Origin of the sequence: Mycobacterium sp., from assembly GCF_046330795.1 — a bacterium.
Classification (GTDB): Bacteria; Actinomycetota; Actinomycetes; order Mycobacteriales; family Mycobacteriaceae; genus Mycobacterium.
Window position 1 is genome coordinate 354749 of sequence record NZ_JAXLSA010000001.1, and the last position, 25289, is coordinate 380037.

Sequence of the window (25289 nt, forward strand, 5' to 3'; positions counted from 1 at the left end):
TTTCGTCGCAGGTTACCGCCGACCTGCGCGTGGCGCGCGCCGAAAAGCCACTGCCGCACGGCCCGCCGGGCTAGATTCCAGGGGTGTTGACCGCGGCGTTGCGTGATCTGCAGTGGCGCCGCCGTCGCTTCATCATCGCCGTCGTCGGCACGGCGTTCGTCTTCGCGATGACGCTGGTGCTCACGGGGCTGGCCAACGGCTTTCGGGTCGAAGCGCGCAATACGGTCGACGCGTTCGGCATCGACTACTTCCTGATCCAGAACGGGGCGGTCGGGCCGTTCCTGGGCTCGTCGCCGTTCGGTCAGGCCGATGTGGCTCGGGCGCAACGACTTCCGGGCGTGCAGTCGGCCGCCGGACTGGTCTACGCCGGAATCACCGCCCTGGACAACGGCACTCCCCGGACCATGAACATGTTCGGCGCACCCACCGACGGCCCCGGCATGCCCGCCATGAGCCACGGCCGGCCACCGGCCAACGCCGACGAGATCGCGGTGTCCTCCACGCTGGGCCGCAACATCGGCGACCACCTCGACATCGCTTCGCACAACCTGGAAGTGGTCGGCATCGTCGAGGATTCGACGGTGCTGGCCGAGCAGCCCAACCTGTTCCTCACGGTGGCCGGCGCTCAGCGACTGCTCTTCGGCGGACAACCCGTGATCTCGTCGATCGGCATCCGCGGTGCTCCCGAACGGCTGCTGGACGGCTACCGTGCCGTCGACCGCCACGGCGCCGTCGATGACTTCATGCGGCCGCTGAAGGTGGCCGTCGACGCCATCAGCATCATGGCGATGCTGCTGTGGGTGGTGGCCGCGCTGATCGTGGGATCGATCATCTACATGTCGGCCCTGGAACGTACTCGCGACTTCGCGGTCTTCAAGGCGGTCGGCGTGTCGACGACGTCGATCCTGGGCGGGCTGGCGCTGCAGGCCGTGATCATCGCGATGTTGTCGGCGGCGCTGGGCGTGGTGCTGTCGCTGGTGCTGGCGCCGTTGTTCCCGATGCGGGTCGACATTCCGCAGGGGGCCTTCCTGCTGCTGCCGGTGGTGGCCGTTGCGATCGGGCTGATCGCCAGCGGCGCCGGCCTGCGCCGGGCGGTCTCGGTGGATCCGGCGCTCGCGTTCGGGGGACCGTGACCGATGGGCGACCTGAGCATCCGCGACCTGGTGGTCGAATACAGCAGCGGCGCCGAGGCGGTGCGTCCGATCGCCGGCCTGGATCTCGACGTGCCGGCCGGTTGTCTGGCAATCCTGTTGGGCCCCAGCGGATGTGGCAAGACGACACTGCTGTCCTGCATCGGCGGGATCCTGAAACCGACGTCGGGCGTGATCCGCGCCGGCAATATCGACGTCACCGCGCTGGACGCGCACAGCCTGACGGTGTACCGGCGCAACACGGTCGGCATCGTGTTCCAGGCCTTCAACCTGGTCCCCAGTCTGACGGCGGCGGAGAACGTCATGGTGCCCATGCGCGCGGCCGGGATGAGTCACCGCGCCGCGCACAAACGCGCCGTGGAACTGCTGGACCGGGTGGGCCTGTCGCAGCGGATGCACCACCGGCCCGGCGATCTGTCCGGTGGGCAGCAGCAGCGGGTCGCCGTCGCCCGCGCCATCGCGCTGGATCCGCCGCTGATCCTGGCCGACGAACCCACCGCGCATTTGGACTTCATCCAGGTGGAGGAGGTGCTGCGGCTGATCCGGGCGCTCGCCGACGACGACCGGGTGGTGGTGGTGGCCACCCACGACAGCCGGATGCTGCCGCTGGCCGACCGGGTGGTGGAACTGGTCCCCGCGCTGGCCAGCACCGACCGCGCGCCGGAGACGGTCGAGGTCAGCGCCGGTGCGACGGTGTTCGCGCAGAACACGATGGGCGATCTGATCTATGTCGTGTCCGCGGGTGAGTTCGAGATCATCCGCGAACTGCCCGACGGCGGCTCCGAGACGCTGTCCACGGCCAGCCCGGGGGAGTACTTCGGCGAGATCGGACCGCTGTTCGGCCTGCCCCGGTCGGCGACCGTGCGTGCGCTGACCGACGGCACCCTGATCGGGTACACCGTCAAGGAGTTCCGGCAACGCCTGGGTGCCAGGGGTATTCACGAGCTGATCGAGCACCGCACGATCAGCGTCGACTGACGTCGAGCCCCAGCAGGTAGCGGGTGATGGTCTCGGTCTCGGTCAGCAGCACCCGCTGCGCGGTGTCCTGTCGTTCGAGGAGTCCGGCCGCGTCGCGCAGCTGCTGATCGGTTTCGGACAGGTGGCGCGCGTCGACGATCCACGGCTGCCCGGCGGTGGGGGGTTCACCGCGCAGTGCGTCGACGTAGTCGTCGACGGCCACCACGAAGCGTGGGTCGAGCCGTTCCGGATGCGCTGCGGCCACCTTGTCCTCGAGGGCGACGCACGCGCCGGTGACGGCGTTGAGGGCGGCTCGGTAGGAGCTGAGCCAGCGCCGGACCTCCGGCGCCTCGGCCCGCAGGCTGCCGCTGGCCGCCTCGAACGCCGACCGGGCCCGGACGGCTCGCTGCCAGGCGGTGTTCAGGGTGCTGGCCGCGTGCGGAATCGGATGGACGAAACCACGGATCACCGTTGCCGCGTAGTCGATCTCGGCCTTCAGCAGCTCGCCGGCCCGTTGCCGCAGCCGCACCATCGACCGGTCCGGCAACACCACATGACTGGCCACGGCCAGGCCACCGCCGAGGACCACCGCGACGAGTCGTTGACTCAGGTCGGCGCTGTCGACGGAGCCCTGGATGTCGAGCAGGAACACGATGCCCATGGCCAGTGCGCCGGTCATCGGCACGGCGCCCAGGCCGGCCAGCCCGTACGACAGCCCCAACGCGATCACGGCCGGTACGGCGGCCAGTGGACCGGCGGGTTCCAGCAGGCCCGTCAGGATGGTCGCCACCAGCACGCCGGCCAGGACGCCCACCACGCGGCTGATGCACCGGGTGTATGTGTGCGCGGTTTCGGGCCGCAGTGCCAGCAGCACCGTCAGCGCGATCCACTCGCCATGGCCGAGCCCGATCCCGCGGGCCAGCGCCACACCCACCCCGGTGGCGACCGCGAGCCGTAGCGCGTGGCGCAGGATCGGGGAGTTCCCGGACAGCTGGTCGATGATCGCGGCCCGCGCCGCCCGCTCCGCGCCGATGAGGCCGGGCACACCGGCGAAGTGCAGTGCGCAGGCTTCGTCGACCTGGCCGCGGAACCGGTCGGCGGCGGTCGAGGAGCCCGACGGTCCGGCGAGCGCGACCGCTGATTCGCCGAGCCGGCGCAGTGCTGCCTGGGCGCCCGCCCGGCCGGCCCGGTCGGTGCCGGACAACGCGTCCAGGGCGTCGGCGCCGGCGAGCAACGTGTCCCGCAGGGCCGGGCTGGCCGGTTCGGTACGTAACACGTTGAGCGTCATGGTGATTCGTTCGGGCAGCGCATGCAGGCCGCGGTGCGCCGGGGGCCGGCGACGGGCCTGGCTCTCGGTCAGGACGTAGGCGGCCCGCAGGTCGAACAGTGCAGTGGCGTCCAGTTCGGCATCCGGTTCGTCGGCCAGTCGGCGGGCACCGCGGGCCACCCAGCCGTAGGCGTCCTGCAGGGCGCGCCGCTGAGCCTTCCAGCGCTGCCGGGGCCAGGCCGCCACCAGCACGACCTGGAGCAGTCCGGCGGCGGTCGCCAGCGCCGCGGCGCGCAGCGCGGACCCACCGTCCGGGGCAGCTGGGCAGGTCACCAGCACCACGCAGGAGGCGGTCGCGACCAGCCCGGCGTTGCGGCTGATGGCCCAGCACATCCCGGCCGACAGGCAGGCGGCGACCACCACGATCAGGAACGCCGGGTTCGAACCCGACGTCAGCGCACCGACGAGGACGGTCATCCCGATTCCCAGTGCCACGCCGATCACCAGCGGCACGCGGGCGTGTGGACTGTCGTGCAGCGCGACCGCGCCCGCAACCGCTGCCCCGCCCACGGCGGCAACCGCCATGCCCGCGACCCCGATCGGCGCCCAGTGCCAGGCCGCCAGCGCCGCCAGCAGAACACCGACAAGGCTGCGGAACACCTCACCGACATAGGGCCACGACACTGTTGGCGGCCGCAGGGCGAGGCCGTCCCACATGGGCGTCATTATTGCCGGTACGTTCACGAACTGTGGAGAAAGTGATCGTGCTGGTCCGCAGAGATCCCGGCGCCGCCGACGACGCGTGGTGCGCCCGGCTGCGGGGTCCCGTCGCACAGCGCCTGCTCGACCTGGGCGTGCCCGGACTAACGGTCAACGTCAAGGACGCCGAGGTTCGCGCGTCGCTCATGACACTGACGGTTCTCGACCCGCCCGTCACCGCGGTGGTCAGCGTGTGGACCCAGCAGTGCTACGGCGATCAGCTGCGCGCGGTGCTGGACATCCTGGCGGCGGAAGCCGGCGCGGTGGCGGCCTACCTGGTGACCGAGTCGGTGCCGCTGCCGCACCGCGACGCGCCGGGTGCCCGCACGCCCGGGCTGGCCAATGTGGCGCTGCTGCGCCGCCCGGCCGATCTGGACGCCGAAACCTGGCGCAGCCGTTGGCATCTCGGGCACACGTCGGTGGCCATCGAGACCCAGTCCACCTTCGGGTACACCCAGAACGAAGTGGTGCGAGCGCTGACGCCGGACGCGCCGCCGTTCGCGGCCATCGTCGAGGAGCTGTTCCCGATCGAGGCGGTCGGCGATCTGTCGGCGTTCTTCGGCGCCGCGGACGACGCGGATCTGGCCGACCGGATGTCCAGAATGGTGGCCAGTACGTCGTCGTTCGGGGCCAGTACGAACATCGACACGGTGCCGACGAGCCGCTATGTCCTGCGCTCGCCGTTCGCGGACCCGGCGTGACTGATTAGGCTGCCCCCGTGACGCTGAACATCGCCGACGAGAACCGGGTGCGCACGCTCACCCTCAACCGGCCCGAGGCGCTCAACGCGTTCAACGAGGACCTCTATCACGCGACCACCGCGGCACTGCGCGCCGCCGCCGACGATCCCGAGGTGTCCGTCGTCGTGGTCACCGGCACCGGCCGGGCGTTCTCGGCCGGCACCGATCTGGCCGAGATGCAGGCGTACATCGCCGACCCGGACAACTTTCCCGGCGACTACGGCACGGGTTTCATCGCGCTGGTCGATGCGCTCACCGCGTTCCCCAAACCGTTGATCTGCGCGGTCAACGGACTCGGGCTGGGCATCGGCACCACGATCCTCGGCTTCGCCGATCTGGCTTTCATGGCCGACGACGCGCGGCTCAAGTGCCCGTTCACCAGCCTCGGGGTGGCCCCGGAGGCGGCGTCGTCGTATCTGTTGCCGCAGCTGATCGGACGGCAGAACGCCGCGTGGCTGTTGTTGTCGTCGGAGTGGGTGGGCGCCCAGGAGGCCAGGGAGATGGGCCTGGTGTGGAAGGTCTGCCCGCCCGAGCAGTTGATGACCGAGACCTACCGGCACGCCGCGGTGCTGGCGTCCCGGCCGCTGTCGAGCCTGCTGGCGGTGAAGCGGACGATGACCGATCCGGTGCGGCCGGAGATCGACGCGGCCCGCGCACGGGAGAACGCCTGCTTCGCGGAATTGATGGGCGGCGCCGACAACGCGGCGGCGCTGGCCGACTTCAACCGGTGAGTCGCTAGCTGGCCTGCCCGACGGCGGTGAGCTTGGCGGCTTCGGACTCGATGATGGCGCGCACGGTGTGACGGCATCGACCGCAGTCGGTGCCCGCCCCGCATGCCTGTGCGACCTGCTTGGACGTACAGGCACCCTTGGCGACGGCATCGGCGACGCACTGGCTGGTGGCTCCGGTGCACAGACACACGTACAACGGCGGCAGCCTCCTCGCTGGAGTGTTCGTCGATCATCAGAGCTCACCACCACAATCGGCGATGATTAGTTGAGTCTAACCTAACTTTCACCCGAATGTTAAGGCTAGCTGCCATGCCATAGTGAGCCTTACCTACCCAAATTTATTTGCCAGCCGGGGCGAAATTGTTGTGTCCAGCCCGCCCGTTCCGGGGTCGATGGGGTTAGATTGTTCGAACGCGGCGGAATCTGTAAGCCCACGTCCGCGCGGATTTTCCAACCGTCCGACCACCGAGCCCGCACCGTTTGCCAGAGGAGATGCCATGCAGGGCGATCCCGATGTTCTGAAGTTGCTCAACGAGCAACTCACCAGTGAGCTCACCGCGATCAACCAATATTTTCTGCACTCGAAGATGCAGGACAACTGGGGATTCACCGAGCTCGCGGAGCACACCCGCAAAGAGTCGTTCGAGGAGATGCACCACGCCGAGTGGATCACCGACCGCATCCTGCTCCTCGACGGCCTGCCCAACTACCAGCGGCTGTTCTCGCTGCGCGTCGGCCAGACCCTTCGTGAGCAGTTCGAGGCCGACCTGGCCGTCGAGTACGAGGTGGTCGAGCGGCTGCGTCCCGGCATCATCATGTGCCGCGAAAAGGGCGATGCCACCAGCGCCAACATCTTCGAGGCCATCCTCAAGGACGAGGAAGGTCACATCGACTACCTGGAGACCCAGCTGCAGCTGATGGAGAAGCTGGGCGAGGAGCTCTACTCGGCGCAGTGTGTGTCCCGTCCGCCCGGTGGTGGCTCAGGCTAATCGCTAGCCGGGCTAACAAAATGGGTGTCGCCGTCGATAGACGGGTATGCGCAGTGACCTGAAAACCCACGACCCGAGCACCGACGACCTGAGCACCGATCGGCTGACGACCGGGGCCCGCGAGCCCGATGCCCTGATCACCGCGCAGCGCCGCAACGTCATCTTCGTCGCGGTGCTGCTCGGCATGCTGCTGGCCGCGCTCGACCAGACCATCGTCGCGACCACCCTGCCCACCGTCGTTGCCGACCTCGGGGGAGCGGGCCACCAGTCCTGGGTGGTCACCAGTTATCTACTGGCCTCGACCATCGCCACCGCGATCGCCGGCAAGCTGGGCGACCTGCTGGGTCGCAAGACGGTCTTCCAGGCGGCGGTGGTGTTCTTCCTGCTGGGTTCGGTGTTGTGCGGGCTGGCCGGCTCGATGGGGATGCTGGTCGGGGCCCGCGCGCTGCAGGGCGTCGGCGGCGGCGCACTGATGGTGACGGCGATGGCGGTCATCGGCGAGGTCATCCCGATGCGCGACCGTGGCCGGTACCAGGGCGCCCTGGGCGCGGTCTTCGGCGTCACCACCGTCATCGGCCCGCTGCTGGGCGGATTCTTCACCGACCACCTGACCTGGCGGTGGGCCTTCTGGATCAACATCCCGGTTGCCGTCGTCGTCCTGGTGGTCGCCATGACGGCGATCCCGGCCCTGGGCCGTACGCCGGGCGCGCCCCGGCCCGTGATCGACACCGCGGGCATCGTGTTCATCGGCCTGGCCGCCTCCGGCCTGACGCTGGCGACCAGCTGGGGCGGCACCGAATACCCGTGGACCTCACCGACGATTCTCGGCCTGTTCACGGGTTCGGTTGTGGCCCTGGGCATTTTCATTCGGGTCGAGCTGCGGGCCGCCGAACCGATCCTGCCGCTGCGGCTGTTCGGCGACCCCGTCTTCACGGTGTGCTGCATCCTGGCGTTCATCGTCGGGTTCGCGATGCTGGGCGCCATGACGTTCCTGCCCACCTACATGCAGTTCGTCGACGGCGTCTCGGCCACGGTCTCCGGCCTGCGCACCCTGCCGATGGTGGTGGGCATGCTCATCACGTCGATCGGCAGCGGTTCGATCGTGGGCCGGACCGGCCGCTACAAGATCTTCCCGATCCTGGGTACCGCCATCATGACGCTGGCGTTCGTGCTGTTGTCCCGGATGGATCCGGACACCTCGACGCTGCGGCAGTCGCTGTACCTGTTCGTGCTCGGTGCGGGAATCGGCCTGTGCATGCAGGTGCTCGTGCTGATCGTGCAGAACACCGTCAGCTTCTCGGACCTGGGCGTGGCGACCTCGGGCGTCACCTTCTTCCGGACCATCGGCAGCTCGTTCGGCGCGGCCATCTTCGGCTCGCTGTTCACCAACTTCCTCACCGACCGGATCGGGCCCGCCCTGGCGATCTCCGGTGCGCCCGCGGAGGCCGCCCGATCGCCGAAGGCGTTGCACCAGTTGACCGCCGACATGGCCGCCCCGATCGTCACCGCGTACTCGGACGCCCTGGCGACGGTGTTCCTGTGCGCGGCGCCGGTGGCGCTGCTCGGCTTCGTGGTGGCGTTGTTCCTGCGCGAGGTGCCGCTGCGCCAGCCCGAGGCCATGTCACCGACGGACCTGGGCGAGGGTTTCGGCATGCCGGTGGGTGAGTCGTCGGAGAAGATGCTCGAGGTGGCCGTCGGCCGCATGTTCCGGGACTCACCGGAGATCCGGCTGCGCAGCCTGGCCGCCCAGCCGGGCAGCCGGCTCGACGTCGCGCTGCTGTGGTCGTTGATCCAGATCTGGCGCCACCAACAGGTTTTCGGCAGGGCACTGCTGAGCGGCATCGCCGACCGGCTGCGGGTGCCGGTCGAGGTGATCGAACCGACCTTCGATCGGCTGGTGGCCCGCGGGTACGCCCGGCGCGCCGGCGACCAGTTGCAGCTCACCCCGGCGGGGCTGCGTCAGGTCAACGCGGTGACCGCCGTGATCGTCGACCGCCTCACCCACAAGCTCGCCCGATCGCCGTCGTTCGCCGGGCAACCCGACCGCGACCAGGTGCACGACGCGCTGCTGCGCATCGCCGGCCGGATGCTGGTCCAGCGCGATTGGTTCGACGATCGTGGGCTGGTGGGAGCGGCCGCACCGTTACGATCAGCGCCATGAGCCGAATCGGTGACTTCCCCGACGACGACGTGGCCGGCTGGATCCTGAAATCGCCGGACATCGGCACCGCGATGGCGGCCTACTCCCAGGCGGTCTACAACAAGAACCGGCTGCCCATGCGGGTGCGGGAACTGGCGCGCATCGTGATCGCGCACGACAACGAGTGCGAGGTCTGCATCAATACCCGCGACGCCGACGGCCCGGCGGCCGGGGTGGACGAGGAGCTCTACGCGCACGCCGACGACTGGCGCAGCTGGCCGGGGTTCACCGAGCAGGAGCGCATCGCCGCCGAGTTCGCGCACCGGTTCGGCACCGAACACACCAAACTGCGCGACGACGAGGACTTCTGGGCGCGCTGCGGCGAGCACTTCTCCGACGAACTGCTGGCCGACCTGGCGTTGTCGTGCGCCATGTGGGTGGGTATGGGCCGGATGCTGCGCACTCTCGACGTCGGCCAGACCTGCAAGATCACCATTCCCAGCCGCGGCTGACCGACGGCCATGCCCGGCGCCTCCCTCGCTGAACTCGAGGCGGCCGGCGTCGTGGCCGTCCTCGGCACGGTGATCAACCCGGCGGGTCTGACGCACGCCAAGGCGGTGCCCATCGCGCGGGCCCGGGCATTCGCGAACCCCGGTCTGGGAGCCAGCCCGGTCTTCCACGCGTTCGCCATCGACCAGACCGGCATCGTCTTCTCCGACGACATCGGCGTGGTCGGGGACCAGCGCATCCGCATCGACCTGAGCGCACTGCACGGCATCGGCGACGGACTGGCCTGGGCGCCCGGCGAATTCGTCGGCCAGGACGGCGAGGCGATTCCCGCCTGCGCCCGAGGAACGCTGACACGGGTGGCGGCCCGGCTCGCCGGCGCCGGTCTGGATGCCGCGGTGGGACACGAGATCGAATTCGTCCTCGTCGCACCCGACGGCGGCCCGCTGCCGTCGCGACCGTGGACCCAGTACGGGCTGACCGGTCTGCTGGAACGCGAAGGCTTCGTCACCGAACTGCTGGCCGCGGCCGATGACGCCGGCGTCGGGATCGAACAGTTCCACCCCGAATACGGACGGAACCAGTTCGAGCTCTCGTTGCGCCCGCAGCCGCCGGTGGCCGCCGCCGACCACCTGGTGCTGATGCGCATCCTGATCTCCCGCGTGGCGCGTCGCCACGGCCTGGGCGTCAGCCTGTCCCCGGTCCCGTTCTTCGGTCTCGTCGGATCGGGTGCACACCAACACTTCTCGCTGTCCCGATCCGGCGTGCCGCTGTTCTCGGGCGGATCCGGGCCGCACGGGATGACCGCCGACGGGCAGGCCGCGCTGGCCGGTGTGCTGGCCGGGTTGCCGGAGGCCCAGGCGTTCCTGTCCGGATCCATCGTGTCCGGGCTACGCATGCAGCCCGGCCACTGGGCGGGTGCCTACGCGTGCTGGGGCGTCGAGAACCGGGAAGCGGCGGTGCGATTCCTGGTCGGCGGCCCGGCGAATCCGCACGGCGCCAACGTCGAGGTGAAGATCATCGACCCGTCGGCCAACCCGTACTACGCCAGCGCGGTGATCCTCGCGCTGGCGCTGGACGGGATCGAACGCGCCGCGGCGCTGCCGCCGGAGACCACCATCGACCCGGCGCTGCAGACCGCGGCGCAGCGCGCCGCCGCCGGCACCCGGCTGCTGCCCGACCGGCAGACCGATGTCCTTGCCGCCCTGAATGATTCGAAGTCGATGCGGCGGCTGCTCGGTGATCAACCGGTCGACGTGACGCTCGGCGTGCGGCGGTACGAACAGCAGACGTACGGATCCCTGACCCCCGAGGCACTGACGGACAGGTTCAGAATGGCCTGGAGCCTGTGACCGGTCTGGCCGAACACCACGCCGAAACGTACGTTTCGGCGTAAAAGTCCGAGTGCGGCGCGCCATTTCGTGGATCTCGGTGTACGCCTCGCGGGCGACGGGTTTGTCGAGATCGACGAACGAGCGCGATCTTCTCGAACGAATACGCCGAAACGTACGTTTCGGCGTATTCAGTGCACCGGCGGGCTAACGCACTCCGCGGACCAGTCGGCCCGGCCGGGCGCCGGTGTCGACGCCGTTGCGCCGGGTCACCACGCCGTTGACGATGGTGGCGTCGTACCCCATGGCGCCCTGCAGCAACCGGCGGCCGCCGGCGGGCAGGTCGTGGACCATCTTCGGTACGCCCAGGCGCAGCGCGTCCATGTCGATGACATTGAGGTCGGCCTTCTTGTCCACCTGGATCACCCCGCGGTCCGACAGCCCGAAAAGCGTTGCGGTGTCCATCGTCTGCTTGCGGACCACGTACTCCAGGGAGAACTTCGGCCCGCGGTGACGGTCGCGCGCCCAGTGTGTCAGCAGGAAGGTGGGGTAGGAGGCGTCGCAGATCAGGCCGCAGTGCGCGCCGCCGTCGGACAGGCCCGACACGCCGGCCGGGCTCTGCAGCATCTCGTAGATGGCTCCGCAGTCGCCGTCGGCGTAGTTGAAGAACGGCAGCATCAACATGGCGCCGGCATCGGATTCCAGCATCAGGTCGTACATCGCCGACAGTGGATCCTGGCCGCGCGCGGCCGCGATGGCGGCCACGGTCATGTCCGGGGTCGGTTCGTAGTCGGGCGGGTCGCCGATCGCGTAGATCCGGTCGGTGGCGTGCTGGGCGAGTGCGAACATGCCGTCGAGCATGGCGCCGGGGATGGTCGGCAGATCGGTCTCGGACAGGATCGCCGCCTTGATCGCCGGATCGGCCAACCGCGTGCCCAGCCCGTCGCGGCCCTCCGCGAGCACCGCGCGGAAGGTGGGCCGATGCGTGAAGGCGTGATAGCCCGGGAAGCCCAGCAGCATCCCGAACGGCCGGGCGGCGACCTGCGCGTAGAGCTGGATGCTGTTCTCCTGGGCCTTCTCGGCCCGCTCGAGCTGCTGGCGCCACAGATCGGGCGCATGTGACGCCTGGATCATGGTGAACGACACCGGCCGGTCGATGTCGTCGGAAAGCTTTGTCATCCAATCCATCTCACGCATGCAGGCATCGGCCGGGCTCTCACCGGCGGTGCCCTGCGGGGCGACCTCGAACACCGCGCGGCCACCGGCGGCCATCGCCCGGCCCAGCCCGAACAGCTCGGCCTCGGCGGCGTAGGTGCCGGGGACCGGCCGGCCGTCCAGCGCCCGGTGACCCTCGGTGCGCGACGTCGAGAAGCCCAGCGCACCGGCTTCGACGCCTTCCTGCACCAGGCGGGCCATCGCCGCGATGTCGTCCGCGGTGGCCTCCTCGTTGCGGGCGCCGCGCTCACCCATCACGAAACCGCGGACCGCGCCGTGGGCGATCTGGGTGCCGTAATCCACGGCCAGTTCCCGCTTCTCGATCGCGTCGAGGTACTCCGGGAAGCTCTCCCACTGCCAGGTGATGCCCTCGGCCAGGGCGCTGCCGGGGATGTCCTCGACACCTTCCATCAGCTCGATGAGCCACTGCTCCTTGCCGGGGCGCACCGGCGCGAACCCGACACCGCAGTTGCCGCTGACGACGGTGGTGACACCGTGCAGGCTCGACGGTTCCAGCGTTGCGTCCCAGCTGACCTGACCGTCGTAATGGGTGTGCACGTCGACGAAGCCGGGTGCGACGAAACGTCCGGTGGCATCCACGGTGGCGGCCGAGGCGGCCTCGGTCAGACCGGGGTGGTCACCGGTGACCCGGCGGATGTCGGCGATGCGGCCGTCCTTGATGCCGATATCGGCGCGGTAGCGGTCGGCCCCGGTGCCGTCGATGACGGTGCCGCCGGTGATGGTCAGGTCATACATGTGCTCGTCCCTCTCAGACCAGTCCGGTGGCGTCGAACACCCAGGACATGTCGGCTTTCGCGAAGTCTTCCAACCAGGTCGGGGGAGCGAAGTTGGCCAGCGCTCCCATGTCCCAGTAGTCCTTCCACAGCGTGATCCGGCCGTTCTCCACCCGGTGCACCGTGGCGAACTGCAGCACCGCGGATTCGCCGGTGGCCCAATGCCATTCCTCATGGTGCTCGTACATGACGACGCAGCCGTCGTCGACCATAAGGCCGGGGAAGTTCTCGTACGACGCCAGCGGCTCCAGCCCGATCTTCAGGCGTTTGACGATATCCGCCGGACCCCGTGCGGCCGCGGCGGGCCCGACCGGCATGTCCAGGTAGATGCAATCGTCGGCCAGGTAGGTCACCAGCCGGTCCCAGTCCCGGTCGGACAGCGCCTGCCACATGCCGAGGACCACCTCGCGAACAGTTGTATCCCGCTGTGCCGCAACGGACTGGGCCTCAACCGACATCAGCGAGCTCTCCCTCGGTGCTGGGGGCGGGGGTCGGGCGACCGGCCCGCAGGAAACTGCCGGTGCGTTCGCGGCCGAGCACCTCGGTGGGCGCGCCGTCCAGGCAGACCGCCCGGCCGCCGACGAATACGGCGCTGACGGTCTCGTCGTTGCGGTTGACCATCCGGCTCATCCCGCCGTACTCGGGCACGGTGTCCTCGGCGTAGGCGTCCAGGCGCTGGTCGAGTTTCTCCGGGTCGACGATCACCAGATCGGCGCGGTCGCCCACGCGCAGGTGCCCGGCATCGATGTCGTACCAGTCGCCGAGTTCGCCCGTCATCCGGTGCACCGCGTGCTCGATGCTCATGAAGGGCCGGCCGGCCCGCTCGGCGTCGCGCACGTGTCGTAGCAACCGCAGCCCGCTGTTGTAGAACGCCATGTTGCGCAGGTGCGCGCCCGCATCCGAGAAGCCCATCTGGATGCCGGGTTCGACCGCCATCTGCCGGAGCACCTCGGGCCGGTGGTTGGAGATCGTGGTGCGCCAGCGCACCGCGCGGCCGTGTTCGACCACCAGGTCCAGGAAGGCGTCCACCGGGTGCACGCCGCCGCGTTCGACACCGACCTGGCCGAAGGTCTTGCCGATCACCGAGGCGTCCGGGCAGTCGACGATCTGTGCGTCGAAGAAATCGCGGTGCCACACCCGCACGCCGAACTTGCTCTCGTAGTCCTTGCGGAACCGCCGGCGGTAGGCCTGGTCGCGCAGCAGTTCGTCGCGCTCGACCTCGTCGCGCAGGTGCAGGGCTTCGGCGCCGGCGCCGAACTCCTCGAACACCACCAGGTCGATGCCGTCGGCGTACACCTCGAACGGCACCGGCAGGTGCTGCCACCGAAAATCCCCGCCGAGCCGTCCCACCGCCCGCGCCGAGGGTCCCATGATCCTGATGGCCAGCGGGTTGGACTTGACGTCGGCCGCCGACAGCAGGCTGGTCTTGAGGTTCTTGCGGAACAACCCGACCGACTGCGCAAGCTGGGACAGCAGGTTCAGCGGGTTCTCGATGTTGGGCCCGGACTGCAGGATCCGCCCGCTGCGGCGCAGCAGGGACTTGAGTCGACGCAGCTCGCGCGGTTTGGCGTACGTCGACGGCAGGGTGCGGGATCGGCAGACGTCGCCGTCGAGTTTGTCGAAGAGCAGCTGCTGCGAGGACATCCCGATGAATCCGGCGTCCAGGGCGTCGGCGAGCATGCGCTCCATGGCGGCCTGTTCGACGCGGGTGGGACGCTCATCCTTCCGAGTGGCGCGGTCCAATCCCATTGTGGCCGAACGCATGTCGGAATGGCCGAGGAAGGCCGCCAGGTTCGGGCCCAGCGGGCGGGCCTCCAGCGCGGCGATGTATTCGGCGGGGCTCGACCAGGTCTTGTTGTCCTCGACCGCGGCGATGACGTGCTCGCGGGGGATGGCCTCGACGCGGCCGAAGATGTCGCCGGCGTCGGTGCCGTCGAGGTAGACCGTCGACAGCGAGCACGACCCGAGCAGGACGGTGGTGACGCCGTGGCGCAGCGATTCGGACAGCGCGGGTGCTACCAACACCTCCACGTCGTAGTGGGTGTGGATGTCGATCATGCCCGGCAGCACCCATTTGCCGGTGGCGTCGATGACGCGGGTCCCGGTCCCGGCCTCGAGTTGGCCGCCGACGGCTACCGCGGTCACCCGGCCGTCGGCGATGCCGATGTCGCGGACGGCCGACGGCGCGCCGGTGCCGTCGAACCAGCGGCCGTTGCGGATGATCGTGTCGAAGCTCACAACCGTCCATAGAACCTGTTCCAGCTCACGGAGTCAACGAATCTAGTGAACAGATTTATATTTGTGTTCACTAGCCCGCTGAACAGGCTATTTCCAGCAGTCCGGCTGGCTGCCATCGACGTCGGTGCAACCGTACGCCCGGGCCAGATCCGCGGCGGTCACCGAGCGCTGGTTCCAGCGCGACCGGCCGGGATCGGCCGCCAGCGCGGCGATCCCGCGGCCGACGAACCGCGGCGTCTCCGAGTCCAGCCAGCCCGGACCCGCCGACTCGACGGCATCGCGCCAATTGCCCTCGGCGACGCCGTAATGCTCGAGCATGATCTCCGAGCGAAGCCACCCCGGCGTGACGGCCACGGCGGTGCCCTGTCGCGGTGCCAGCTCATGGCCCTGGGAGAAGGCCAGCCGGTTCACCGCGACCTTGGCCAGGTCGTAGAACACCGAGATTCGGTAGTTCTCGGCGTTGTAGGCGGCGGTTCCGTCGGTGATCTCGACCAGCAGGCCGCCGGGCCGGCGGATCAGCAGCGGCAGCAGGTAGTGCGAGGTCACCAGGTGCGTCTCGACCGCGAGTCGCAGGATGCGCAGGCCGGTGTCCAGGTCGTGCTCCCAGACCGGGGTGTTCCACTGGCTGGGCGGACCCTTGAGCAGCTCGGCGCCCCAGATGTCGTTCACCAGGATGTCGACGTGGCCGTAGTCGGCCTCCAGGCGCCGGGCCAGCTGCCCCACCTCGTCGTGCACCAGGTGGTCCACCACGGCGGCCACCCCGATCCCGCCCAGTTCGTCGACCAGTCGGGCGGTTTCCTCGATGGTCTCCGGGCGGTCGTAGTCCGAGCGCGCGTTGCCGGTGACGCTGCTGCGACCCGTGCACACGACGGTGGCGCCGGCCTCGCCGAGGGACATCGCGATCCCGCGGCCCGCACCGCGGGTGGCGCCCGCCACGACGGCGATCTTCCCGCGCAGGGCGTCCCGGTCCGGTGGCTCGGCCATGTGACCGAGTATGCAGGCATACTCGAGAAGGTGACCCCGCTGCAGCGCTACATCGCCGAAGAGATCGCGACCGATCACGCCGACGGGCTGCTGTCCCGCCGCGAAGCGTTGCGGCGGCTGGCTCTGCTCGGCGTATCCGCTTCTGCCGCAACGACATTGATCGCCGCCTGCGCCAAGGGTGATAACAGCTCCCCGCCCGCGGGCAGCGGTACCCCGACATCGGCGGCCGACGCACCCGGCATGGAACACGCCGTGCCCACGACGGCGATCACCTGGGCCGGCCCATCCGGCCAACTCCAGGGCGCCTGGGCCGCGGCGGCCGACCCGCGCGGGGGTGTGCTGGTGATCCACGAGAACAAGGGTCTGAACGACTGGGTCCGGTCGGTGGCGGGCCGGTTGGCCGGCGCCGGCTATTCGGCGCTGGCCATCGACCTGCTCTCCGAGGAGGGCGGCACCGCGACGTTCGCCGATCCCGCGCAGGCCACCGCGGCGCTGGGCAAGGCCCCGCCGGAGCGCTTCATCGCCGACCTGCGCTCCGGCCTGGACGAACTGGACCGCCGGGTGCCGGGCAAGAAGACGGCCGTGATCGGGTTCTGCTTCGGCGGGGGTCTGACCTGGCAGCTGCTGGCCGCGGGGGAGCCGCGGATCGACGCGGCCGTGCCGTTCTACGGACCCGCACCGGACCAGCCGGACTTCGACGGTTCGAAACAGGCCGCGGTGCTCGGCTTCTACGGTGAGCTGGACGCCCGGGTGGACGCGACCCGGCCGGCCGCGCAGATGGCCCTGCAGCGCGCCGGGATGGTGCACGAACTGATCGTGGAACCCGGCGCCGACCACGCCTTCTTCAACGACACGGGTCCGCGGTACAACCCGGCCGCCGCGTCCGACGCCTGGCGCCGCCTACAGGACTGGTTCGGCGCGCACCTGGTTTAGTCGAGTTGGAGGGTGACGACCGCGCGTTTGCCCTCCGGCCGCGACACCGCATGCCCGTGTCGCACGGTGCCGTCCAGTTCGATGCTCATCGGTGCGCCGGCGCCGGAGAAGTTGCGCCACCACGTCTTCTGCTGTGCGAGCTCGACCCGGATCGTCACCACGTCGCCGTCGCGGCGGTATCCCACCGGCAGGGTGAACGTGCGCGCGGACCTGCGCCCGGTGTAGGTGATGGTGGTGATGTAGCGGCTGACGAAGCGCCCCACCACGGGAGCGCCGGCCAGTGCGAGCGCACCCGCGTTGAATGCGGTGACGGCCCGCCGCCCCGGTCCCTGGAATACGTTGATGGCCATGACGCACCTCCTGACGGCGAGGGTACGGGGTTGCGGCAAGATCCCTGCTCGATGGCTTCCTCACTGACCGACGTGCTGGCCTCCCTGCGGCTCGAGCGCGTCAATGCGACCTTCTTCGTCGGCACCCAACTGTCGGCACCGGACAATCACATCCTCGGTGGTCACCTCGGGGCGCAGGCCCTGATGGCCGCCAGTCACACCGCGCCGGGACGCTCGCCGCACAGCGTGCACACCTATTTCCTGCGGCCCGGCGACGCCAGCCGGCCGGTCGATTTCGAGGTGGTCGACCTGCAGGAGGGCCGAACATTCTCCGCGCGCCGCACCACCGCCCGACAGGGCGGCACGGTCCTGCTGGAGGCCATGTCGTCGTTCAGGGCCGCGTCCACCGTCGCGTCGGACGTCGAATACCAGCCGGCCATGCCACTTGCGCCGGCTGCCGGCGAGTTGCCCTATGTGCCACCGCATTTCGCCGAGTCCCCGGAAGCCAGCGAAGGAAAGTGGGCGAGTCTGCGGTGGTTCCAGCGGCGCATCGTCGAGGCCGGCACGGCTCCGCCGGCGCGGTCGCTGATCTGGTGGCGCCCCGACGGTGAGGTGCCCGACGACCCGATGTTGCACGCCTGCCTGGTCGCCTATCTGTCGGCGGTGACGCTGACCGAACCCGCATTTGCGGCCCGGCCGACGTTCGGGTCGTCGGCGCAGCGCGACCATTCGGTGTGGTTCCACGGTCCGGCCGATCTGAGCGACTGGCTGCTCTACGACCAGTCGTCACCGAGCAGCGCCGATCACCTGGCCGTGGCGGCGGGAAAGATGTTCAACCGCGACGGTGCACTGGTGTGCACCGTGAAGCAGGAGATGTACTTCCCGCCCGCGCGATGAGACGGGTTTGACCGGCCGCTCCCCGGGAATCCCGCCTCCTGACGGGCTTGCACTCCCGCGGCCCCGGGAAGAACAGGAGCCCGAAATGGCCGACAGTGTCATCTGGATCGTGATCGCGGTGGCGGTGGTCCTGGTGTTGCTGGGCGTCGCGCTCGTCGCCCGCAACCGCCGGCACACCCGCTTGCATGGCCAGGCGCAGCGGATCCGGGAGGAAGTCGAGCAGCAATCGGTCCACGTCGACCGACGCGATGCGTTGGCTCAGGAGACCGCTGCCAGGGCCCGGGCAGCGCGGGCCGAGGCGGAGGTCAAGGACGCCGAGGCCACCCGGCTCGAGGAACGGGCCGGCGTGCACCGTCAGGCGGCGGCGGCCGGACGCGACGAACTCGACGCCCGACTCGGGCACGCCGACACCATTGACCCCACGGTGAAGGTCTCCGACGGAACCGGGCCGGACGACGTCACACGGGTCGAGCGGCGCTGACCTCCGGGCCGAGCCGCACCGGCAGGCTCGACCAGCCGCGCAGCACCCGGGTGTCGCGGCGCTGACCGGTGCCGGCCGGCTGGGCCTGCGGGAAGCGGTCGAAGAACGCGCGCAGACCGACCTCGCCCTCGGCCCGCGCCAGCGCGGCGCCCAGGCAGAAGTGCCGACCGCCGGAAAAGGCCAGGTGCCGCCCGGCGTTCTCGCGCGTGACGTCGAACCGGTGTGGATCGGGGAAGACGGCCGGGTCGCGGTTGGCGGCGGCCAGATAGATCGCCACCATCTCGTCGCGCTGCAGCCGCGTCCCCGCGATGTCGACGTCGCGCAGGGCGACCCGGGCGCTGAGCTGAACGGGGGAGTCCAGTCGCAGGATCTCCTCGACGGCGTTGGGCCACAGCTGCGGATCCTCGCGCAGCAGCGCGAGCTGATCCGGGGCGTCCATCAGCATTCGGATGCCGTTGCCGAGCAGGTTGACGGTGGTTTCGAAACCGGCCGCCAACACCAGGCCGGCGGTGGCCCGCAGTTCCCGGTCGTCCAGCAGCGGGGCCGTCCCGGGGGAGCCCTCCGCGGTGCGGATCAGCTGGCTCATCAGATCGTCGCCGGGGTTCCGTCGTAGCTCGGCCAGGTGCGTGGTCAGCCACTCGTTGAAGCTCTCCAGCCCGCGATCCACGGTCCGGTACTGCGACCACGACAGGCCGATGTCCAGGCTGGGCGCGGCGGCCTCCCCGAACTCGAGGACCCGGGCGCGCTGGCTCTCGGGAACCCCGAGCACCTCGCTGATCACCGTGACCGGCAGCTGGGAGCAGTAGCGGTCCACCACATCGACCACGCGGGAACCGTCACCGGCGCCGGCCATCTCGTCGAGCAGTGCCTCGGCGGTGTCCTGCACCCGTTCCCGAAGTGCCGCAACGGCTCTCGCGGTGAACACCGAGGACACCGTCTTGCGGTAGCGGGTGTGTTCGGGCGGTTCCACCGCCAGCAACGACGGCGGCCGCAGCGGATGCAGGGCCTGCGGCCGCGTGCGTTCCTCCAGGCGGCGCAGCGGGCCCGGCAGGTTCGACCCGAGCTTGATCACCCGGAAGTCGTCCGAACGCAGGAGTTCCTGCGCAAGACCGTGATCGATGGTGACGTAGCTGACCCGGCAGCGGATCAGGGGACCGGCACCCGTGACACGCTCGCGGAGTTCGTCGTAGAAGGGCACCGGGTCGGCGCGCACCGCGGGATCGGCCATCATCCGCGCCTGCACGTCGCCGCGGCGCACTCCCATCGCCGCGAACCGCCGGACCACCCCGTGCATGGCCAGCCAGTGCAACCATTGCTTCACCGCGCCAACGCTACGCCGCTAGGGTGCTGGGTATGTTGCTGCGCGCGATTCTGCCGGCCGTGTTCGCCGGATCGATGGTTCTCGGCGTCCAGGCTCCGGCCTCGGCCGACTCCGACGAACCGGGGATCTGCAACTTCATGCTGTCGGAGCCGAGCGTCACCCAGGTGTCGGGGGTGCCGATGGTCACGGCCAGCCTCACGCCGGGGGCCTGCACCGGGATGGCCAAGCCGACGTTCACGCAGGTGTGCCTGTCGGCCGCGGGCAGCAGCACCGCCGGCCGGTGCGCCGAACTGCCGGGCTACAACACCGCGCGGGTCTATTTGGCGCCGTATCAGCCGGGGGTGGCCTACACCGCGCGCGGCCGCGGCTGCGGAGCCCGGGCGGTCCCGCCGGAGCCGATCTGCACCACGGTGGGCCCCACCACCGTCACGCTGTAGCCGGGTCCCAGCTGACCGGCAACTCCTTGATGCCGTGGATGAAGGCGGAGACCAGCCGCCGCGGCTCAGCGCTGACCGTGATGCCGGGCAGCTGATTGCGCAGTTCCTCGAACGCCACCTTGATCTCCCGGCGCGCGAGATTGGCCCCCAGGCAGAAGTGGGCGCCGCCGCCACCGAAGCCGAAGTGCGGGTTGGGGTTTCGCCGGACGTCGAAGCGCCACGGGTCGGCGAACCGGTCCTCGTCGCGGTTGGCCGAGCAGTACCACAGGCTGACCTTGTCGCCCTTCGCCATCGCGGTCCCGGACAACTCGAAATCACGGGTCAGGGTGCGGCGCATGTAGACCACCGGTGAGGCCCACCGGATGATTTCCTCCACGGCCGTCGGGGCGATCGCGTCGAAGTCGTCCCACCACAGCTGGCGTTCCTCCGGGAACTTGCTCAGCGCGATGGCCCCGTGGCTGATGGCGTTGCGCGTGGTCTCGTTGCCCGCGACGACGAGCAGGATGAAGAACGACGCGACCTCGGCCGACGTCAGACTCTCGCCGTCCACTTCGGCCCGCACCAGGGCGCTGGTCAGATCGTCCCGCGGATGTGCGCGCCGGTCCTCGGCGAGCTGATGGGCGTACGCGCCGATATCCATTGCGGTGCGGCCGAATTCGTCGTAGTCGCTGGAGATGTCGGGATCGCCGAAACCGAGGATCACGTTGGTCCAGTGGAAGATCCGGTCCTCGTCGCCGGCCGGGATGCCCATCATGTCGCAGATCACCTGCAGCGGCAGCGGCCCGGCCAGCGCGGACACCAGATCCGCCGATCCGTCGGGATGCTGTTCGATCATGTCGGCCACCAGTCGGTGCGCCCGGTCGCGCACCGAGGTCTCGATGCGTGCCACCACCTTCGGCGTGAACGCCCGGCTGACGATCGACCGCAGCCGCTGGTGCCGCGGGTCGTCCAGCACGATCATCGAGCCGAAGTACTCGGCCAGGTCGGGGTTGCCGTCACCGATCGTGATGTTGGGGCTCGAGCTGAAGATCTCGGGATGCCGGCTGGCGAAATGGATGTCGTCGTAGCGGGTGAGCGCCCAGTGGCCGGGTCCCGGTTCGACATCCTCGAACCGGACCTCGTCGAAGAACGTGATGGGCGATTCGCGCCGCAGGGTGGCGAACGCGCCGTCGCGGAAATCGTCGTTGCGGGCGAAGAACTTCCAGGTGTCCAGCCGGACGTCGGCCAGGGGGACCTCCGGGGGAGCCTGCCCGTTGGCAGTCAGACTGCTGGTCACGAATGCGACTGTATCGGCGTCACTGCACCGGGGACATCTGATCGAGCATTCCGCGCACGGCCTGCAGCAGGTACTTGCCGGGGTACCAGGCGTGGCCGTCGTTGCCGAGGCCGCCGAATGCCGGAGTGGTGCCGGTGTTGCTCAGGCTGGTGGTGCTGCTCGGGCCCGAGAACAGCGAACCGCCCTTGCTGCCGCAGGACGGCCAGGCGCCCAGACCCTGCTTGGCCAGGACCCGCTCGGCCACCTGGATCTGCTGCTCGCGCGTGGCGTGGGCCGGGCTGCCGACGCCGCCGTTGGCCGCCCAGGTGGCCGGGCTGAATTGCAGGCCGCCATAGAAACCGTTACCGGTGTTGATCGACCAATTGCCGCCGGATTCGCATTGTGCGATGGCATCCCAGTTCACGCTGTCGGCGCTCGCGGTCGCGGTGCTCAGGGCCATGATCCCCATCAGGAAGGCACCGGCGAGAGCGGCCATTGCGAAGAACTTGCGGATGCTTTTCATATGGCATGTTTCGCCCCATTCGTCGCACGTGTTACTCCGATCACAGCTTTATCTCTAAGGAATCACTGGCAATTCTCGGCGTGGCCGACCTCGAACTGGCCGATCTGCGAACCCGACACATCCAACGAGGGCCCGAGTCCGAACCAGATGTAGGTGCCAACCGTGTCCGGACGGGGAACACGGACCGGTAGACGGCGACCGACCACGGACTCGACCGACCACCGACTCGAGAAGGACATCACCATGACCGGCACCACGCGCCTCCTGGCGGCCCTACTGACCGCGATCACCCTGCTGGCCCCCTTCGCCGCGCCACCCGCGTACGCCGACAGCCGGCTCGACTTCACCGGCACCACCATCGACGGCGCGCCGTTCAACGGCGCGAGCCTGGCCGGCCGGCCGGCGGTGCTGTGGTTCTGGACGCCGTGGTGCCCGTTCTGCAATCAGGAGGCGCCGTCGGTCAGCCAGGTCGCCGCCGCCAATCCGCAGGTGACATTCGTCGGCATCGCCGCCCGCGCGGACGCCGGCGCCATGCGCGACTTCGTCGGCAGGTATCACCTCGGCTTCACCAACCTCGACGACGCCGACGGCTCGCTGTGGGCCCGGTTCAACGTTCCGTGGCAGCCCGCGTACCTGTTCGTCGCCGCGGACGGCACCTCGAGCTTCGTGAACAACCCGACCTCGGCGATGTCCGAATCCGAACTATCGGGCCGCGTCGCCGCCCTGGGCCGATAGGACCGGGCGGGTGTTACGCGAACTCATCGGCCTGGCGTTCGCCGCGGGACTCGTCGCGGCGCTCAACCCGTGTGGCTTCGCGTTGCTGCCCGCCTATCTGACCTTCGTCATCGGCGACAGCGCGCCGGGGCGGCCGGTGGCGGTCGCGCGGGCGATTGCGGCGACGGTGGCAATGACGGTCGGCTTCCTGACCGTCTTCGCGGTGTTCGGGGCGTTGACGATCCCGCTGGCCTCGGCGATCCAGCGCTACCTGCCGTTCGTCACGGTGGTCGTCGGGGTCGTCCTGATCGCCCTGGGCCTGTGGCTGCTGACGGGCCATGAGCTGCGCATCCCGACCACCCCGCCGCACGAACTCGCCCCGACCGAACGGCTCGGGTCGATGTTCGGTTATGGCGTCGCCTACGCGGTCGCCTCTCTGTCGTGCACCGTCGGCCCCTTCCTGGCCGTCACCACGGCGGCCACCCGGTCCGGGTCGCGGGCCGGCGTGCTCGGGGTCTACGCGGGGTATGCCGCCGGGTTCGCGCTGATCGTCGGGACGCTGGCCGTGGCCACGGCCTTCACCTACGCGGCACTGGCGATCCGGCTGCGCGCGATGCTGCCGGTGGTGAACCGGATCGGCGGGGCGCTGGTGGTGCTGGTGGGCCTGTATGTGGCCTACTACGGCAGCTACGAGCTGCGGCTGTTCAACTCGAACACCAACCCCCGGGACACCGTGATCGCCGCGGCCGGACGGATCCAGGGCGCACTGGCCGGCTGGGTGCACGGCCACGGCGGCTTGCCCTGGCTGGTGTTGTTGATCGTGCTGCTGACCGCGGCCGCCGCGTGGGCGCGCCGCCGCCGAAGTGTGGACCCAGGTCCCCGGGGCTGGTGACCTTCGCCGCGCGAACCGGACCGGTTTCCTGCCTACCGTTTTGACCATGACATATGTGATTGGTTCGGCCTGCGTCGACGTGGTGGACAAATCGTGTGTTCAGGATTGCCCGGCCGACTGCATCTACGAGGGTGAACGGTCGCTCTACATCAACCCGGACGAATGCGTGGACTGCGCGGCCTGCGCGTTCATCTGCAAGATGGACGCGATCTATTTCGAGACCGATCTGCCCGAGGACCAGAAACAGCATCTGGCCGACAACGCCGCCTTCTTCACCGAGATCCTGCCCGGTCGCGACGCGCCGCTGGGCAACCCGGGCGGCGCGGTCGACCTGGGCCCCGTCGGCGTCGACACACCGCTGGTGTCGGCCATGCCGCACAAGGACTGAGGAAGCCCCCGCTCGGTTCGCATTTACCGCCATGATGCGGTAGAGAAAGGGATAGTCGAGCCAGGAGTCGTCGAGTGCAAACCGTGTTGGGCCTGTCGGTGACGGCCACCAACGTCCAGACCGTGCTCGTCGAGGGTTGCGACGCCGACGGGATCACGCTCGAGCACGACGCGTTCGACGTCTTCTCCGGTGCCGAGTCCCCGATCCACGCGTCCGAACAGGTGGCCGAGGCCGTGCTGTCCATCGCCGAGGCCGACGGGCATCAGTTGCACAAGATCGGCGTGACCTGGAGCGAGGACGCCGATCTCGAGGCCTCACTGGTTCTCGACTCGCTCGCGGTACGCGGCTTCCACAACGTGGTTCCGGTGCGGCTGCCCCAGGCCGCCGAGGCGCTGGCCCGCAGCATCGGTCGGGTGATCGGCTACCAGCGCACCGCCGTGTGTGTCGTCGAACCGGACGCGATGGTGCTGGCCCTGGTGGACACCCTCGACGGTGAGGTCGAATCGCTGGTCAATCCGTCGGTGGGCGACGACCGTCAACTGCTGGACTGGATCGCATCGGTGTTCGCCGGTGAAGCCTGGCACCCCGAGGGCCTGTTCATCGTCGGCTCGGTCGGCCTGTTCGGCCGTGCCGGCCTGGCCGCCTGGCTGGAGCAGGGGCTGGGTGTGCCCGTGTTCGACCCGCCGGAGGCGGAGTTGGCACTGGCCCACGGCGCGGCACTGGCATCGGCGCACAACCCCGTCGGCGAGCTGGACCTCTGGTACGGCGACACGGATCCGTGGGCGCGTTCCACGGCGCCGGACCCCCGTCGGGCCATGCGGGGCCCGGCCCTGTTGCTCGCCGGGGGCGCGGTCGCCCTGGTGGTGTCGACGGCGCTGGCGATCACGCCGCACACGCTGCCGGACCGTGCCGTCGTGACGGCCGCTCTCACCCAGGCGCGCGTCGACCCTCCCGCACCGGCCGCGGTCGCACCCACGCCGGCCGAGGCACCGCCGGCGCCGGAAGGCCCGCCGGAAGCCGCCGATGTGCCCGAGCAGGTCGCCACCGGCGAGGTTCCCGCCGAAGCGCCCGCGCCGGCGGACGAAGCCCCGCCGATCGATCCGGCACCCCCTGAGGCGCCGCTCGTTCAGGAACCGATCACCGAGGTGCACCAGATCGTCCAGCCCGCGCCCGCCCCGGTGGCCGTTGCGCCGGTCCCTCCGGTGCCGGTGATGGCTCCTCAGCAACCGGTCGTCCCCGAGGTGCCCGAGGCCAGGCCGCGGCTGCGCGACCGCATCCTCGACAAGATCCCGGGCCTCGACCGGTTCGGACACTGA

26 protein-coding genes are annotated in these 25289 nt (G+C 69.7%); 16 read left to right on the forward strand and 10 right to left on the reverse strand.

Annotation, left to right across the window (positions count from 1 at the left end; genetic code table 11):
• The first annotated feature begins 83 nt into the window (after positions 1-83).
• The gene (locus U0R18_RS01725; protein WP_526365317.1) at positions 84-1133 is read left to right on the forward strand and encodes an ABC transporter permease; all 1050 of its coding nucleotides are present in this window, start codon (positions 84-86) and stop codon (positions 1131-1133) included.
• A 3-nt stretch (positions 1134-1136) separates the two neighbouring features.
• The gene (locus U0R18_RS01730) at positions 1137-2129 is read left to right on the forward strand and encodes an ABC transporter ATP-binding protein (RefSeq protein WP_526365319.1); all 993 of its coding nucleotides are present in this window, start codon (positions 1137-1139) and stop codon (positions 2127-2129) included.
• Here the strand turns inward: U0R18_RS01730 and U0R18_RS01735 are convergent.
• Positions 2116-4092: an FUSC family protein gene (locus U0R18_RS01735; protein WP_526365321.1), complete on the reverse strand. Its 1977-nt coding sequence runs from the start codon at positions 4090-4092 to the stop codon at positions 2116-2118. The genes U0R18_RS01730 and U0R18_RS01735 overlap by 14 nt on opposite strands.
• A 32-nt stretch (positions 4093-4124) precedes the next feature.
• Here U0R18_RS01735 and U0R18_RS01740 point away from each other — a divergent pair, with 32 nt between their 5' ends.
• Positions 4125-4835 (forward strand): EthD domain-containing protein, encoded by a 711-nt coding sequence (locus U0R18_RS01740; protein ID WP_526365323.1) that lies wholly within the window; start codon positions 4125-4127, stop codon positions 4833-4835.
• A gap of 17 nt (positions 4836-4852) precedes the next feature.
• Positions 4853-5605 (forward strand): enoyl-CoA hydratase/isomerase family protein, encoded by a 753-nt coding sequence (locus U0R18_RS01745; RefSeq protein ID WP_526365325.1) that lies wholly within the window; start codon positions 4853-4855, stop codon positions 5603-5605.
• 4 nt (positions 5606-5609) lie between these two features.
• On the opposite strand, the gene U0R18_RS01750 is transcribed toward U0R18_RS01745, so the two are convergent.
• Positions 5610-5801: a (2Fe-2S)-binding protein gene (locus tag U0R18_RS01750; protein ID WP_526365327.1), complete on the reverse strand. Its 192-nt coding sequence runs from the start codon at positions 5799-5801 to the stop codon at positions 5610-5612.
• A 301-nt stretch (positions 5802-6102) separates the two neighbouring features.
• Here U0R18_RS01750 and bfr point away from each other — a divergent pair, with 301 nt between their 5' ends.
• From bfr to U0R18_RS01770, 4 genes are read left to right on the forward strand one after another with little or no spacing between them, the layout of a single operon-like run.
• Entirely contained in the window at positions 6103-6594 is a 492-nt protein-coding gene (gene bfr / locus U0R18_RS01755; RefSeq protein WP_526365329.1) for a bacterioferritin, read from the forward strand.
• A 46-nt stretch (positions 6595-6640) separates the two neighbouring features.
• Positions 6641-8755 (forward strand): MDR family MFS transporter, encoded by a 2115-nt coding sequence (locus U0R18_RS01760; protein WP_526365331.1) that lies wholly within the window; start codon positions 6641-6643, stop codon positions 8753-8755.
• Positions 8752-9246, forward strand: a complete 495-nt coding sequence (locus tag U0R18_RS01765) for a carboxymuconolactone decarboxylase family protein (protein WP_526365333.1) — start codon at positions 8752-8754, stop codon at positions 9244-9246. The genes U0R18_RS01760 and U0R18_RS01765 overlap by 4 nt, the downstream gene beginning before the upstream one ends.
• A gap of 9 nt (positions 9247-9255) precedes the next feature.
• Positions 9256-10593, forward strand: a complete 1338-nt coding sequence (locus tag U0R18_RS01770; protein WP_526365335.1) for a type I glutamate--ammonia ligase — start codon at positions 9256-9258, stop codon at positions 10591-10593.
• Between the two features lie 186 nt (positions 10594-10779).
• On the opposite strand, the gene U0R18_RS01775 is transcribed toward U0R18_RS01770, so the two are convergent.
• The 4 genes from U0R18_RS01775 to U0R18_RS01790 form a co-directional block, all read right to left on the reverse strand.
• Positions 10780-12543: an N-acyl-D-amino-acid deacylase family protein gene (locus tag U0R18_RS01775; protein WP_526365337.1), complete on the reverse strand. Its 1764-nt coding sequence runs from the start codon at positions 12541-12543 to the stop codon at positions 10780-10782.
• A 13-nt stretch (positions 12544-12556) separates the two neighbouring features.
• Complete coding sequence (locus U0R18_RS01780) at positions 12557-13039, reverse strand: nuclear transport factor 2 family protein (protein WP_526365339.1); 483 nt, start codon at positions 13037-13039, stop codon at positions 12557-12559.
• A complete protein-coding gene (locus U0R18_RS01785; RefSeq protein WP_526365341.1) occupies positions 13029-14819 on the reverse strand; it encodes an N-acyl-D-amino-acid deacylase family protein in 1791 nt (596 codons plus the stop codon). The genes U0R18_RS01780 and U0R18_RS01785 overlap by 11 nt, the downstream gene beginning before the upstream one ends.
• 87 nt (positions 14820-14906) lie before the next feature.
• A complete protein-coding gene (locus U0R18_RS01790; protein ID WP_526365343.1) occupies positions 14907-15803 on the reverse strand; it encodes an SDR family oxidoreductase in 897 nt (298 codons plus the stop codon).
• Between the two features lie 30 nt (positions 15804-15833).
• Here U0R18_RS01790 and U0R18_RS01795 point away from each other — a divergent pair, with 30 nt between their 5' ends.
• Positions 15834-16736: a dienelactone hydrolase family protein gene (locus U0R18_RS01795; RefSeq protein WP_526367359.1), complete on the forward strand. Its 903-nt coding sequence runs from the start codon at positions 15834-15836 to the stop codon at positions 16734-16736.
• Here the strand turns inward: U0R18_RS01795 and U0R18_RS01800 are convergent.
• The gene (locus U0R18_RS01800; RefSeq protein ID WP_526365345.1) at positions 16733-17086 is read right to left on the reverse strand and encodes a hypothetical protein; all 354 of its coding nucleotides are present in this window, start codon (positions 17084-17086) and stop codon (positions 16733-16735) included. The genes U0R18_RS01795 and U0R18_RS01800 overlap by 4 nt on opposite strands.
• 51 nt (positions 17087-17137) lie before the next feature.
• Between U0R18_RS01800 and U0R18_RS01805 the strand changes: the two genes are divergently transcribed.
• On the forward strand, positions 17138-17962 hold the full coding sequence (locus tag U0R18_RS01805) for an acyl-CoA thioesterase (protein ID WP_526365347.1): 825 nt from the start codon (positions 17138-17140) through the stop codon (positions 17960-17962).
• 85 nt (positions 17963-18047) lie between these two features.
• Positions 18048-18443: a hypothetical protein gene (locus tag U0R18_RS01810; protein WP_526365349.1), complete on the forward strand. Its 396-nt coding sequence runs from the start codon at positions 18048-18050 to the stop codon at positions 18441-18443.
• Here the strand turns inward: U0R18_RS01810 and U0R18_RS01815 are convergent.
• Entirely contained in the window at positions 18421-19764 is a 1344-nt protein-coding gene (locus U0R18_RS01815) for a cytochrome P450 (protein WP_526365351.1), read from the reverse strand. The two genes, U0R18_RS01810 and U0R18_RS01815, sit on opposite strands and share 23 nt — an antisense overlap.
• 32 nt (positions 19765-19796) lie before the next feature.
• Here U0R18_RS01815 and U0R18_RS01820 point away from each other — a divergent pair, with 32 nt between their 5' ends.
• A complete protein-coding gene (locus U0R18_RS01820) occupies positions 19797-20201 on the forward strand; it encodes a hypothetical protein (protein ID WP_526365353.1) in 405 nt (134 codons plus the stop codon).
• On the opposite strand, the gene U0R18_RS01825 is transcribed toward U0R18_RS01820, so the two are convergent.
• Positions 20191-21477 carry a cytochrome P450 gene (locus U0R18_RS01825; RefSeq protein WP_526365355.1) on the reverse strand — a complete coding sequence of 429 codons (1287 nt, stop codon included), beginning with the start codon at positions 21475-21477 and terminating at the stop codon, positions 20191-20193. The two genes, U0R18_RS01820 and U0R18_RS01825, sit on opposite strands and share 11 nt — an antisense overlap.
• A gap of 19 nt (positions 21478-21496) precedes the next feature.
• Positions 21497-21952, reverse strand: coding sequence for a transglycosylase family protein (locus U0R18_RS01830; RefSeq protein WP_526365357.1), 456 nt, complete (start codon positions 21950-21952; stop codon positions 21497-21499).
• A 270-nt stretch (positions 21953-22222) separates the two neighbouring features.
• Here U0R18_RS01830 and U0R18_RS01835 point away from each other — a divergent pair, with 270 nt between their 5' ends.
• The 4 genes from U0R18_RS01835 (at position 22223) to U0R18_RS01850 (ending at position 25289) form a co-directional block, all read left to right on the forward strand.
• On the forward strand, positions 22223-22714 hold the full coding sequence (locus U0R18_RS01835) for a protein disulfide oxidoreductase (RefSeq protein ID WP_526365359.1): 492 nt from the start codon (positions 22223-22225) through the stop codon (positions 22712-22714).
• Positions 22715-22724: 10 nt separating this feature from the next.
• Positions 22725-23585, forward strand: coding sequence for a cytochrome c biogenesis CcdA family protein (locus U0R18_RS01840; protein ID WP_526365361.1), 861 nt, complete (start codon positions 22725-22727; stop codon positions 23583-23585).
• Positions 23586-23631: 46 nt separating this feature from the next.
• On the forward strand, positions 23632-23973 hold the full coding sequence (gene fdxA / locus U0R18_RS01845; protein ID WP_526365363.1) for a ferredoxin: 342 nt from the start codon (positions 23632-23634) through the stop codon (positions 23971-23973).
• A 74-nt stretch (positions 23974-24047) separates the two neighbouring features.
• Positions 24048-25289 (forward strand): DUF7159 family protein, encoded by a 1242-nt coding sequence (locus U0R18_RS01850; RefSeq protein WP_526365365.1) that lies wholly within the window; start codon positions 24048-24050, stop codon positions 25287-25289.